The sequence below is a fragment of the Halovulum marinum genome, assembly GCF_009697225.1.
Lineage (GTDB): Bacteria > Pseudomonadota > Alphaproteobacteria > Rhodobacterales > Rhodobacteraceae > Halovulum > Halovulum marinum.
The window spans coordinates 78,553-89,752 of the sequence record NZ_WIND01000005.1 but is presented as its reverse complement, the minus strand read 5'-3'; the positions used below and the strand labels follow the sequence as shown (position 1 = coordinate 89,752).

Here is an 11,200-nt window from a genome sequence, read left to right as displayed (position 1 = left end):
TCAGCGGCGGGTGGCGCGGGCGGTGCCGAAGGTTGTCGCGACCTCCAGCCGCGCCAGGCGCATGATGCCGTCGCGCTCGCGGAAGTAGACGGTGAACGGGAACACCTTCTGCTCGGCCAGCTTGCGCGGCGAGAACCCGCCCTCGCGGGTGTAGGCGCCGTTGCAGACCCACAGATCTCCCGCCTGCCGCCGCGCCTGCAGCGTCACCTGGAACGAGCGCGAGCCGTCGTAGACCGTGGCCGAGCGGCCGCAGGCCTCGCCGGCGGGCGCGTCGCGCAGGAACGTCCAGGCGGCGCTGACCGGATCCAGGCTGCCGGCCATGCTGCGCGGCTCGATCGCGTACTGCGGGTATTCGGTCGGCGGCACCAGTTCGGCCGCGACCGGCACGCCGCCGGAATAGGACACGCCGTAACTCTGCTCCTTGCGGCCGGTGACGCGGCGCGCGCTGTAGCTGACCGGCTGCAGCGCGAAGTTGCCAACCTTCCGCCCCGAGGCCTGGCCGCGGAAGCGGAAGTCGAACAGCGCGCCGATCAGCCCGCCGGCGCGGATCTGCGCCTCGGCGGTATAGCGTTCGCCCTCGGTGTTCACCGCCAGCGTCGCGGTGCCCGCCGGGATTCCGGCGATCGACACGTCGTAGACCTGGCGCATGTCCTGCGCCGGCGCCGCGGCGGCGCTCAGCGCCAGCAGCCCCAGCGCGGCGCAGGCGCGTCCGATCGCTCCGGTCATGTTGTCTTCTCCTGTGTCTCCGCCCCGGGTGCGAGTGCGGGTGTGGGCCGGGTGCGGGTCGCCGCTCTGGACACCCTGCCGCCCTCCGGACCATATGTCAGCGAGACGCCGTTTGCAGGGGCAAATGGGGCGAAGCGCTGCCAGGGGAGTTCACATTGCGCGACAATCCCGAAACACGCGCCGCCGCCGTCGCCGCCGGCGACCGGCGGGCGCTGGCGCGGGCCATCACCCTGGTGGAAAGCCGCCGCGCCGCCGACCGGCAGGCCGCCGACCGGCTGCTGTCGGCGCTGCCGCAGCCCGATCCGCCGGCGCTGCGGCTGGGGCTGTCCGGCACGCCGGGGGTCGGAAAGTCGACCTTCATCGAGGCGCTGGGGCTGAAGCTGGCCGACGCCGGCCACAAGGTCGCGGTGCTGGCGGTGGACCCGTCCTCGGCACGCACCGGCGGCTCGATCCTGGGCGACAAGACCCGGATGGAGCGGCTGGCGCGGCATCCGCGCGCCTTCATCCGCCCCTCGCCCGCCGCCGGCGAGCTGGGCGGCGTCGCCCGCCGCACCCGCGAGGCGATCCGCCTGGTCGAGGCCGCCGGCCACGACATCGTGCTGGTCGAGACCGTCGGCGTCGGCCAGTCCGAGACCCTGGTCTCGGAGATGACCGACGTGTTCGTGCTGCTGCTGGCCCCGGCCGGCGGCGACGAGTTGCAGGGCGTCAAGCGCGGCATCATGGAGATCGCCGACCTGATCCTGGTCAACCGGGCCGACGGCGCGATGCAGGCCCAGGCCAGCGCCACCCGCGCCGACTATGCCTCGGCGCTGCGGCTGATGCGCCCGCGCCCGGGCGATCCCGAGGGCTTTCCGGCGGCGCTGTGCGTCTCGGCGACGACCGGCACGGGACTGGACGCGGCCTGGCAGGCGGTCGCGGACCTGGCCCGCGCCCGCAGCGACAGCGGCGCGCTGGCCGAGCGCCGCGCCGCCCAGGACCTGCACTGGTTCCGCCAGGAATTCGAGCGCATGCTGCGCGACCACGTCCACGCCAACCCGGCGCTCGCCCCGGTGGCCGCGCGGCTCGAGGCGCAGGTCGGCGCCGGCCAGCGCAGCCCGACCGCGGCGGCGGCCGAACTGCTGCGCGCGGTCACCGGCGACTGAGCCGTCCGGCGCCGGGGCGCGCGGGCGCCGGCCCGGCGGGGCGCACCGACGGGCTCAGCCCGATGGCTGCAAGCACCAGCAACGCCGCCGCGACCTCGCGCGGGCCGACGAGTTCGCCGAAGGCCAGCGCGCCGATCGCCAGCATGGTCGGCAGCTCGAACGCCCCCGCCGCCGCGGCGCGGCCCGGGCCGACGTGCGGCGCGGCGCGGACGTACAGCCACTGCGGCAGCAGCGCAGTCAGCAGGCCGCTGCCCAGCAGCGCCGCCCAGCCCGGTCCGGTCCCGGGCAACAGCGTTCCCGGCGCGGCCAGCGCCGCCAGCGGCAGCAGCCCGGCGACGGTGCCCGCCATCGTCGCCGCCAGCTTCTCCATCGGCGCCAGATCCGGCGCCAGCGCCGCCAGCGCCACGATCACCAGCGCGAAGAACGCCGGCGCCGGCAGCATCAGCAGCAGCGCCAGCGGATCGCCGACGCCGGCGCCGCCGCTGACCAGCAGCGCCCCGGCCAGCACCATCGCCGCCGCGGCCACCGCCCGCCCCGAGGGCGCCAGCCCCAGCAGCAGCCAGGCGAAGCCCAGCGCGAACGCCGGGTAGGACATGTAGACCACGCCCGCCGCCGCCACCGTGGTGCGCCCGATCGCCTCCAGGTAGGCGACCCAGCCCAGCCCGCAGGCCAGCCCGGTGCCGGCCAGCACCAGCACCTGCCGCCGCACCGCGCGCCGCCATGGCAGGAACGGCGCGGCGACCAGCGCGGTCAGCCCGTAGCGCGACAGCGCGATCGCGGCGGGGTCCATGCCCTCGGCCTGCAGGATGCGCGCGAACAGCGGCACCAGGCCGAACAGCACGGCGCACAGGGCGATGGTCAGGGTGGCGCGGGCGGTGGGGGATGTTCTGCTCATGCCACGCCGGATATCCGGCGGCGCAGCATTTGAAAAATTCCAAGTTTTCACGCGTGGCATGAAATGGTTTAATACGCACCATGCTGCCCCGCCTCGGCCTCAACCATCTTGCGCTGATCTCGGCGCTGGCCGACGCCGGCGGCGTCTCGGCCGCCGCCGCGCGCCTCGGCATCACCCAGTCCGCCGCCAGCCACCGCCTGCGCGAGGCGGAGCGGCGCACCGGCTCGATCCTCGTCACCCGCGGCCCCGCGGGCGTGGCGCTGACCCCCGAGGGCCAGCGCCTGCGCGCCTTCGCCGACCGCGTGCTGCCGGAACTCGCCCGGCTGGAGCAGGAGATCGCCACCTCCGCCGGCGGCCCGCGGCGGCTGGTGCGGCTGGGCCAGGCGACCTATTCCCGCTACCACTGGTGGCCGGCGTTCCTGGAGCACCTGCGCGGCACCGAGCCCGACCTGACCGTGGATCTGGCCGGCGCCGCGACCGCGCGCCCGCTCGGCGCGCTGCAGCAGGGGCTGGTGGACGTCTCGACGATCTACGGCCGCCCCACGACCCTGCGGCGGTTCCGCTGGGTGCGGCTGGCGACCGACCCGCTGGTGGCGGTGATGGCGCCGGATCACCCGCTGGCGGCGCTGCCCTGGGTCGACACCACCGTTCTGGGCGACACCCGCGTCTACGCCTACCCGTTCGCCACCGAACCCGGCTTCGAATGGGAACTGATGCTGGGCCAGCCGACCGAACCGCTGCGCGACCTCGCGCCGATGCCCTCGCCCGAGGCGGTGATCGACCTGGTGCGCGCCGGTTTCGGCATCAGCTTCCTCAGCCGCTGGGCGATCGAGCCGGAACTGGCCGACGGCACGCTGGTGGCCCGCCCCGCCGCGCCCGGCGGGTTCGGCCTCGACTGGTTTGCCGTCACCCGCGCCGACGAACCCGAAGACGGCCCCGCCGCCCGGCTGGTGCGCGCGCTGGTCGCGTGGCAGGGCGGGCGCGGCGCCGGGCTGGCAACGCTGGGCTTCGACACCGGCGCCCACGGCTGACGGCCGACGGCTGACGGCTACAGCACCGCGCGCAGCGACGCCTCGATCTGCCCGCCGCACCAGGCCTCGCCATGGTCCGCGCGGCTGCGCGCGCGCAGCGCCGCCTGCGCCGGCAGCGCCAGCACCCGGTCGGTCAGCCCGGCCAGCGCCGGGGCGGTCGCGTCCAGCAGCGGGCGCAGCGCCGGCAGGCTGTCGGTCATCGTGCCCCACAGCACCGCGGCGACCAGGTCGGCCAGCCCCGGCGCATCGCCGCCCAGCAGGTGGCCGTCCGCCGCCTCCAGCCCGTGCGCCGCACCGGTCCGCTCGAAGATCTCCATCCAGCGCGCCAGCCGCGGCCGGAACGCGGCCCAGTCGGCCGGGGTCCACATCTGTGCGCCGTTGTAGCGCGTCATCTCGTAGAGCACGTCGTTGGCGTCGGCGACGATCTTGGCGGTCAGCGCGGCGCGCGCCGGATCGCCGGGGACCAGCCCGTGCCGCGCGCCCAGGTAGGCCAGGATCGCCGGCATCTGCGCCAGCGACAGGCTGGCGGCATGATCGGTCAGCACCGGCGGGCCCATGTGCGGCACCGGCTGCGCCGCCGGCGCGGCCGCCCGCAGCGCCGCGGTCGCCGCGCTGCCGGCCTCGGCCCAGTCGGCGCCGGCGTGCTCCAGCACGGCGCGGACGAACTGGCCGCGGAACGGGATCGGCCAGTAGTAAAGCGTGTAGTCGGGCATCGCCGTCGCTCCTTTCGCCGGCCCGCGCGCCGGGGCCCGGACCGGGTCTGCTTGGCCCTTGACGCGCAGGACAAAGGACCGTAGGAACCGGGCTTCGAGATTCCCGGCCGCGTCCGCGCGGCCTCCGGGCGGCTTTGCCCGGACGACCGAACGCGAACCGATAAGACAAGGACTAGCAACATGTCCCGTCGCTGTGAACTGACCGGCAAGGGCCCGATGGTTGGCAACAATGTCAGCCACGCCAAAAACAGAACCAGACGGCGCTTCCTGCCGAACCTGAACGACGTCACCCTGACCAGCGACGCGCTGGGCCGGGCGTTCAAGTTCCGCATCAGCGCCTCGGCGCTGCGCACCGTGGACCACCGCGGCGGGCTGGACGCCTTCCTGGCGAAGGCGCCCGACGGCGATCTGTCGCCCGCCGCGCTGAAGGTGAAGCGCGACGTCGCGAAAGCCGCCACCGACGCCGGCTGAGCGCCCGCGGGCCGGTCGGCCCGGCCGAAGTCGAAAGCATTTCAAGGGACCGCCCGGATTTCCGGCGCGGTCCCTTCGCTTGCGCGGTGCGGCGATCGCGGCCGGCGGTCAGCCCCGGCAGGACCGCTCGGCCGCCGCGCCCCAGGCGTGGTAGCGCTGCAGGAACGCCTGCGACGCGCGCCGTTCGCGATGTTTCAGATAGCGGTCCGGCTCGGCGATGATCCGCGCCGCCTCGCGCTGGTCGCGGCGGGTCAGGCCGAAGTCTGCCAGCGACTGCGCGCAGCGGCAGGCCGTGGGCCCGGGGCTTCGCTGCGAGCGCAGGCAGGCGTTTTCGGTGATCCCGGCGGCGTGGCCGGCGTCCGGGGCGGCCAGCAGCGCGGCCCCGAGGACAAAGGCGGTGGTGAAGCGGCGCATGGGCCCTCCGTCGACGCGTTTCCCCCTGCCGGAATTGGTGCCCGCCGCCCGGGTCCAGGTCAAGCCCCGTCGCGCCCGACCCCGCGCGCGGACCATTGACCATCCTGCAAAACAGCCGCATATCCGGCCCCATGACAGAGCCCCGGCACATCCGCAATTTCTCCATCGTCGCGCACATCGATCACGGCAAGTCGACCCTCGCCGACCGGCTGATCCAGATGACCGGCACCGTGTCCGACCGCGACATGAAAGAGCAGCTGCTCGACGCGATGGACATCGAGCGCGAGCGCGGCATCACCATCAAGGCCAACACCGTCCGGCTGGAGTACAAGGCGCGGGACGGCGAGACCTACGTGCTGAACCTGATCGACACGCCGGGCCACGTCGACTTCGCCTACGAGGTCTCGCGCTCGATGCGCGCGGTCGAGGGCTCGCTGCTGGTGGTCGACGCCAGCCAGGGGGTCGAGGCGCAGACGCTGGCCAACGTCTACCAGGCGATCGACGCCGACCACGAGATCGTGCCGGTGCTGAACAAGGTCGACCTGCCGGCGGCCGAGCCCGCCCGCGTGCGCGAGCAGATCGAGGACGTGATCGGCATCGACGCCTCCGAGGCGGTCGAGATCTCGGCCAAGACCGGCGTCGGCGTGCCCGAGGTGCTCGAGGCGATCGTCACCCGCCTGCCCGCGCCCGCAGGCGACCGCGACGCGCCGCTGAAGGCGATGCTGGTCGACAGCTACTACGACGCCTACCTCGGCGTGGTGGTGCTGACCCGGGTGATGGACGGCGTGGTGAAGAAGGGCGACCGGATCCGGATGATGAAGACCGGCGGGCTCTACCAGATCGACCGGCTGGGCGTGTTCCGCCCGGCGATGGTCGACGCGAAAGACCTCGGCCCGGGCGAGATCGGCTTCCTGACCGCATCGATCAAGCAGGTCCGCGACACCGCGGTCGGCGACACCATCACCCACGAGAAACGCCAGTGCGACAAGGCGCTGCCGGGCTTCAAGCCCTCGGTGCCGGTGGTGTTCTGCGGCCTGTTTCCGGTCGACTCGGCCGAGTTCGAGGACCTGCGCGACGCGATCGAGAAGCTGCAGCTCAACGACGCCAGCTTCTCGGCCGAGATGGAGACCTCGGCCGCGCTCGGCTTCGGCTTCCGCTGCGGCTTTCTGGGCCTGCTGCACCTCGAGGTGATCCGCGACCGGCTGGAGCGCGAGTATAACATCGACCTGATCACCACGGCTCCTTCCGTGATCTACCAGGTCCACCTGCGCGACGGCGAGATGATCGAGCTGCACAACCCCGCCGACATGCCCGACCCCGCCACCGTCGAGCGCATCGAGGAGCCGCGCATCAAGGCGACGATCCTGGTGCCCGACGAATACCTCGGCGACGTGCTGAAACTGTGCCAGGACCGGCGCGGCGTGCAGCTCGACCTGACCTACGCCGGCAGCCGCGCGATGGTGGTCTACGATCTGCCGCTGAACGAGGTCGTGTTCGACTTCTACGACCGGTTGAAATCGGTGACGCGGGGCTATGCCAGCTTCGACTACCAGATGATCGGCTACCAGGAGGATCAGCTGGTCAAGATGTCGATCCTGGTCAACGACGAGCCGGTCGACGCGCTGTCCACCATGGTCCACCGCGCCCGCGCCGAGGCCCGGGGCCGCGCGATGTGCGAGAAGCTGAAACAGCTGATCCCGCAGCACATGTTCAAGATCCCGATCCAGGCGGCGATCGGCGGCCGGATCATTGCCCGCGAGACCATTTCCGCGCTAAGGAAGGACGTGACCGCCAAGTGCTATGGCGGCGACGTCACCCGGAAGAAGAAGCTGCTGGAGAAGCAGAAGGCCGGCAAGAAGAAGATGCGCCAGTTCGGCAAGGTGGACATTCCGCAGGAAGCGTTCATTTCGGCGCTGAAGATGGATGGGTAATTTTTACCTATAATAATTAGTCTAACGGAGCAATTACTAATGTCAAATCTACTGGAGGCTGCTCTCTATGCCTCAAGAAGCCTTTTTCATTATACTAGCCTCGAATCTCTAATATCTATTGTCCAATCTGGCAGCATCCGTTTCTCCCACTTGAGGTCACTTAATGACCCTCGAGAGGTACATCTCGGCCAAGAAAAAATTTCTAAATTTCTGGAAGGTATGGGCTTCTTACCTAATACACCTGAACAAGCGTTCCATGTATCGCTTCTGAAGCAATATAATCACATATATAAAAACATAGAGATATTCGGGATCAGCCTTACAAAGAAAGCAGATTCTTTATCGCAATGGCTCGCCTATGGGGATGGAGGCTCCGGCATTTGCTTGGGCTTCACACCTAGCTTCATTTATCCGAAAGTTATCGAAACGATTCGTAGAGTCGATGTCATATACTCAGAAAGTGATGCAATCGAAAAGATCGCGCTCATATATAGAAATTATCAAGACGGATGGAAACAAAAATATGCGAGCATAGATCCACTTATTAATGATTGGGATCCCGAAGAAGATATCCCTTTAGAATATAAAGGCGCACTAAGTCACTTATATAATTGCGTGGCCGAACTGTCCTCACTTGCAGCCTCTTACAAGCACGAGTCTTGGCAACACGAAGAAGAGGTAAGATATATAATTAAGATATTTAAATTTGGAACTCCCGGCATGACCGGCTTCCGGATTGGAGATAACCTTCGAAAACTAGGCGTTGAAAAAGTAGAATATCGGGCCAAGGAGGGCCGCATAGTACCATTTGTAACCATTCCCCTGTATAGATTTCCAGTGGAACAAACTTCACATAACCCTCAAGTCTTCAGTGTATCTGACATCATTACTGGCAGCAAGTGTCGAGCTGACATTGATACTATATCATGCCTTTTAGAGTCGTCAGACTTTTTTGGATACAGAATCCGAGAGTCTAGTTGTGACTTCGTATAGCAAGTCAGTTCGGAATAGGCCCGAATATTCATTTCTCATCGGCCAACTCGGATTGAGTTGTCAGCTATACCTGCCAACACCGGAAAGCCACACACGCCCGAAACGTTGACTCTCCGAAAGGAGGCTCCCAATGAGAACGGGGCACCGTACTTTCAACATCGCTCTGATCGGCTCGTAAGCCTTCCGGGTCGGCATCCTCGCCCCCCTGGCGCTGGGGTGTTCACCTGGCCATCCTTCGCCGTCGCGGGCGCTCTCGCCCTGCTGACCGGCATCCCCGCCGGGCTCTACGCCACCCGCGTCATCAAGCGCGACGACCCATATTGGCCGCCCGAGCGCCAGTGGTGCGGATCCTGACCGCAGCCGACACGACACGGGGATCACCGGCATGGCAGGCGATCCCCGGTACGCGCGGCGCGTGGCTCAGATCGTCAGGGTTTCGACAAGCTGGCCGTCGATGAACACGTCGACCATGGTATAGGCCGAGAACATCTTGCTGACCGCCGTCACCCGCGCCGACACCGGCCGTCCGTCGTAGCTGCCCGAGAAGTTCTGCGAGGTGCCGCCGAACGGCTCGGTCCGGTCGTTGATCACCGGCGCGCCGTTGATGCGCAGAACGAACTTGGCGTCGATCACCCCCGGCGTCATCTCGGCCGAGATTGCCAGGCGGCTGCCCGCGACGGTGGCATATTCTTCCTGCGATTGCTGGGTGCATGCGGCAAGACCCAGGAAAGCTACGAGGAGAAGCGGCTTGTGCATCTATTTTCCCTTTGTTTTTCAAATGTGAATCGGCACACGGTTTTTATAGGCGTCCAATTGTGACAAAACTCTGAGGAGAATTGGCCATGTTCGGCGCCGGCCGGCACAGGGTGAGCAACCGGCCCGTCAGCCCTTCGATCCGCTGGGGCGAAGCGTCACGCGGCCCCTACCGCGCGAACGGATCGTTCCCCGCCGCGAACGGGTCCGCCGAGGCCGCGAACGGGTCGGCCGAGGCGCTGGCCTCGATCAGCCGGCGCTGGCAGTCCACCATCGCCTCATAGGCCGCCGCCGTGCCGTGCAGGTTGAACGCATCGACCTCGCGGCCATCCACATGGAGCGTCATGCTCCGCGAGTACTTGAAGTCTCGCGCGAACTCCCCCGCGTCCTCGGAATAGGCGGGCACCGTGACCGAGAACCCGCCCGCTTCCCCGAGGTCCATTCCTGTCCCCGAAACATCCCAGGCCGCCTCGCCGTCGAAGCTGATCCCGACCGCGATCTTCTGCCCGTCGCGGATCGACCGCCAGTCGTCATCGGCCATCACGAAGGTCTGCGTCATCCCCCGGCCCTGGCCGGAGAGGGCGATGGAAATATAGGTGTCGCCTTCGAACATGCCCGCAAGCGAACAATAGGGACCGTCGGTGTCGTAATCGATGTCCCAACCCTTGACCGTCCCGTAATTCCCCTCGGCAGGTGCCACGCCGGGGAAGGCCAGTGCAGCGGCAACAAGAAATGTCTTCATGAACGTGCCTCCAACCATGAACGTTTCGGAATGGTTACTCGCGGAATCCGGCGATTCTTCGCCGGGATTCGGGTGCGGTCGGGTCGAAGCCTTGCGTCCCGCGGGTATCCGCCCCGGACGCATGTAAACGCGCGGAATCCTGCCGGATCCGGGCGCTTACGAAGTTTTCATATTCATTTCAGCCGTAAAATCAGTTGGTTGATCGGGTTTGCCCTGGTAAAATCCGCCGTTTTCACGCCCCCCCCCGGCGCGCTTGCCCGGCCCCCGATCCGTGCTAGCCTTGGGCGCATCACAATCGGAGCGGCGCCATGTCCCATGTCTATCCCGTCACCGAAGTCTACGGCTCGTCGACCAGCTCGGTCGACGACGCGATCCGCCAGGCCGTGACGGCCGCGCACCATAGCATCCGGCACCTGGAGTGGTTCGAGGTCACCGAGATCCGCGGCCACGTCAAGGACGGCGAGGTCGCCCACATCCAGGTCGGCGTGAAGCTGGGCTTCCGCCTCGACCGGCCCGAGGACTAGGCCCCGGCCCCGGCCCCCGCCCCCGGCCCGGCCCCCGCCCCCGGCCCGGCCGTCGCCGCCACCGCGGCGGTGTCGTAGTATTCCCGCAGCTCGGCGATGCGGCCGTCGCGGAACCGCGCGAACATCACGATCGGCGTGGTGAACCGCCCGCCGCCGCCCTTGTGGGTCCAGGTGGTGGCGCCGATCATTACCACGCGGTCGCCCTCGGCGACATACTCCTCGCCGTGGAAGTCCTCCATCGCGAACGTGTCGGTCAGCCCGTCCATGTACTCCTCCACGTCCCGCCGCCCGCGCCGCGGCGCGGTGAACTCCAGCGCCCCCGCGCCCTGCGCCAGCGAGAAGAAGTCGACGTCGTCGGTCACCACGTCCAGCCAGCAGCCCCGGTCCGCGCCCTTCGAGGCGCCCCAGCGCTCGACGCAGGTGCGCAGCGTCTCGATGTTCGCCGCCGTTGCGGTTTGCGTGTCCGGCATGTCGTCCTCCCCTCGCAGACATGGCCCCGAGGATAGCACGAAACCCGCGCCGCCGGGATGCGGCTGTCGCGGCGCCGGGTTTCGTGCCACACTGCCCCGGCTGCGTGAGAGGCCCGTGATGCCGAAGCCCGTGATCGTCCTGGCCCTGCTGGTGGCCGCCTGGGTGCTCTACACCCAGAACGGCGGCCGTTTCCCCACGGTCGGCATCGGCACCGGGCTGGCGACCGGCGACGGGCGGGCGATTCCGGCCGCGCCGGCGATCGTCACCGGCGGCGCGAAGGATGCCGCCGGCGGCCTGTGAGGCGCGCCCACCGCCCGCGCTGAAACATTGCTGCGGCGGTCTCACGCGCCCGTCAGCGGCCGTGTGCCGGATCGGGCAGGATTCTGAAACAATC

Annotated in this window: 14 protein-coding genes; 7 read left to right on the top strand and 7 right to left on the bottom strand. The window is 68.5% G+C overall.

Annotated features, from left to right (window positions below; all coding sequences use genetic code 11):
* Nucleotides 1–726, bottom strand: coding sequence for a DUF3108 domain-containing protein (locus GE300_RS08980; protein WP_154446229.1), 726 nt, complete (start codon nt 724–726; stop codon nt 1–3).
* 155 nt (nt 727–881) lie between these two features.
* Between GE300_RS08980 and meaB the strand changes: the two genes are divergently transcribed.
* Entirely contained in the window at nt 882–1,868 is a 987-nt protein-coding gene (gene meaB / locus GE300_RS08975) for a methylmalonyl Co-A mutase-associated GTPase MeaB (RefSeq protein ID WP_154446228.1), read from the top strand.
* Here the strand turns inward: meaB and GE300_RS08970 are convergent.
* Entirely contained in the window at nt 1,855–2,763 is a 909-nt protein-coding gene (locus GE300_RS08970) for a DMT family transporter (RefSeq protein ID WP_233416894.1), read from the bottom strand. The genes meaB and GE300_RS08970 overlap by 14 nt on opposite strands.
* An 80-nt stretch (nt 2,764–2,843) precedes the next feature.
* Between GE300_RS08970 and GE300_RS08965 the strand changes: the two genes are divergently transcribed.
* A complete protein-coding gene (locus tag GE300_RS08965; RefSeq protein ID WP_154446226.1) occupies nt 2,844–3,794 on the top strand; it encodes a LysR family transcriptional regulator in 951 nt (316 codons plus the stop codon).
* Between the two features lie 17 nt (nt 3,795–3,811).
* On the opposite strand, the gene GE300_RS08960 is transcribed toward GE300_RS08965, so the two are convergent.
* On the bottom strand, nt 3,812–4,507 hold the full coding sequence (locus tag GE300_RS08960) for a glutathione S-transferase (protein WP_154446225.1): 696 nt from the start codon (nt 4,505–4,507) through the stop codon (nt 3,812–3,814).
* A 180-nt stretch (nt 4,508–4,687) separates the two neighbouring features.
* Between GE300_RS08960 and rpmB the strand changes: the two genes are divergently transcribed.
* Complete coding sequence (rpmB, locus tag GE300_RS08955; protein WP_154446224.1) at nt 4,688–4,978, top strand: 50S ribosomal protein L28; 291 nt, start codon at nt 4,688–4,690, stop codon at nt 4,976–4,978.
* Nucleotides 4,979–5,086: 108 nt separating this feature from the next.
* Here rpmB and GE300_RS08950 read toward each other — a convergent pair whose 3' ends face one another.
* Nucleotides 5,087–5,392 carry a hypothetical protein gene (locus GE300_RS08950; protein WP_154446223.1) on the bottom strand — a complete coding sequence of 102 codons (306 nt, stop codon included), beginning with the start codon at nt 5,390–5,392 and terminating at the stop codon, nt 5,087–5,089.
* 131 nt (nt 5,393–5,523) lie between these two features.
* Here GE300_RS08950 and lepA point away from each other — a divergent pair, with 131 nt between their 5' ends.
* Together lepA and GE300_RS08940 are read left to right on the top strand one after the other, a co-directional pair.
* Entirely contained in the window at nt 5,524–7,323 is a 1,800-nt protein-coding gene (gene lepA / locus GE300_RS08945) for a translation elongation factor 4 (RefSeq protein WP_154446222.1), read from the top strand.
* A gap of 39 nt (nt 7,324–7,362) precedes the next feature.
* Nucleotides 7,363–8,316 (top strand): DUF2971 domain-containing protein, encoded by a 954-nt coding sequence (locus GE300_RS08940; protein ID WP_154446221.1) that lies wholly within the window; start codon nt 7,363–7,365, stop codon nt 8,314–8,316.
* A 420-nt stretch (nt 8,317–8,736) separates the two neighbouring features.
* On the opposite strand, the gene GE300_RS08935 is transcribed toward GE300_RS08940, so the two are convergent.
* Together GE300_RS08935 and GE300_RS08930 are read right to left on the bottom strand one after the other, a co-directional pair.
* Nucleotides 8,737–9,072 carry a hypothetical protein gene (locus tag GE300_RS08935; protein WP_154446220.1) on the bottom strand — a complete coding sequence of 112 codons (336 nt, stop codon included), beginning with the start codon at nt 9,070–9,072 and terminating at the stop codon, nt 8,737–8,739.
* A gap of 166 nt (nt 9,073–9,238) precedes the next feature.
* The gene (locus GE300_RS08930) at nt 9,239–9,811 is read right to left on the bottom strand and encodes a hypothetical protein (RefSeq protein WP_154446219.1); all 573 of its coding nucleotides are present in this window, start codon (nt 9,809–9,811) and stop codon (nt 9,239–9,241) included.
* A 308-nt stretch (nt 9,812–10,119) separates the two neighbouring features.
* On the opposite strand from GE300_RS08930, the gene GE300_RS08925 reads away from it, so the two are divergent.
* Entirely contained in the window at nt 10,120–10,335 is a 216-nt protein-coding gene (locus GE300_RS08925; protein WP_154446218.1) for a dodecin, read from the top strand.
* Here the strand turns inward: GE300_RS08925 and GE300_RS08920 are convergent.
* Nucleotides 10,332–10,805, bottom strand: coding sequence for a nuclear transport factor 2 family protein (locus GE300_RS08920; RefSeq protein ID WP_154446217.1), 474 nt, complete (start codon nt 10,803–10,805; stop codon nt 10,332–10,334). The two genes, GE300_RS08925 and GE300_RS08920, sit on opposite strands and share 4 nt — an antisense overlap.
* Nucleotides 10,806–10,923: 118 nt before the next feature.
* On the opposite strand from GE300_RS08920, the gene GE300_RS08915 reads away from it, so the two are divergent.
* The gene (locus GE300_RS08915) at nt 10,924–11,106 is read left to right on the top strand and encodes a hypothetical protein (RefSeq protein ID WP_154446216.1); all 183 of its coding nucleotides are present in this window, start codon (nt 10,924–10,926) and stop codon (nt 11,104–11,106) included.
* The last annotated feature ends 94 nt before the right edge of the window (nt 11,107–11,200 follow it).

Excerpts from the sequence above, each read along its gene's own strand:
- GE300_RS08930 (WP_154446219.1), bottom strand. The coding sequence starts at position 9,811 with ATGAAGACATTTCTTGTTGCCGCTGCACTGGCCTTCCCCGGCGTGGCA.
- GE300_RS08915 (WP_154446216.1), top strand. The coding sequence starts at position 10,924 with ATGCCGAAGCCCGTGATCGTCCTGGCCCTGCTGGTGGCCGCCTGGGTG.
- GE300_RS08935 (WP_154446220.1), bottom strand. The coding sequence starts at position 9,072 with ATGCACAAGCCGCTTCTCCTCGTAGCTTTCCTGGGTCTTGCCGCATGC.
- GE300_RS08965 (WP_154446226.1), top strand. The coding sequence starts at position 2,844 with ATGCTGCCCCGCCTCGGCCTCAACCATCTTGCGCTGATCTCGGCGCTG.
- GE300_RS08960 (WP_154446225.1), bottom strand. The coding sequence starts at position 4,507 with ATGCCCGACTACACGCTTTACTACTGGCCGATCCCGTTCCGCGGCCAG.
- GE300_RS08970 (WP_233416894.1), bottom strand. The coding sequence starts at position 2,763 with ATGAGCAGAACATCCCCCACCGCCCGCGCCACCCTGACCATCGCCCTG.
- rpmB (WP_154446224.1), top strand. The coding sequence starts at position 4,688 with ATGTCCCGTCGCTGTGAACTGACCGGCAAGGGCCCGATGGTTGGCAAC.
- GE300_RS08940 (WP_154446221.1), top strand. The coding sequence starts at position 7,363 with ATGTCAAATCTACTGGAGGCTGCTCTCTATGCCTCAAGAAGCCTTTTT.
- GE300_RS08950 (WP_154446223.1), bottom strand. The coding sequence starts at position 5,392 with ATGCGCCGCTTCACCACCGCCTTTGTCCTCGGGGCCGCGCTGCTGGCC.
- GE300_RS08925 (WP_154446218.1), top strand. The coding sequence starts at position 10,120 with ATGTCCCATGTCTATCCCGTCACCGAAGTCTACGGCTCGTCGACCAGC.
- lepA (WP_154446222.1), top strand. The coding sequence starts at position 5,524 with ATGACAGAGCCCCGGCACATCCGCAATTTCTCCATCGTCGCGCACATC.
- GE300_RS08980 (WP_154446229.1), bottom strand. The coding sequence starts at position 726 with ATGACCGGAGCGATCGGACGCGCCTGCGCCGCGCTGGGGCTGCTGGCG.
- GE300_RS08920 (WP_154446217.1), bottom strand. The coding sequence starts at position 10,805 with ATGCCGGACACGCAAACCGCAACGGCGGCGAACATCGAGACGCTGCGC.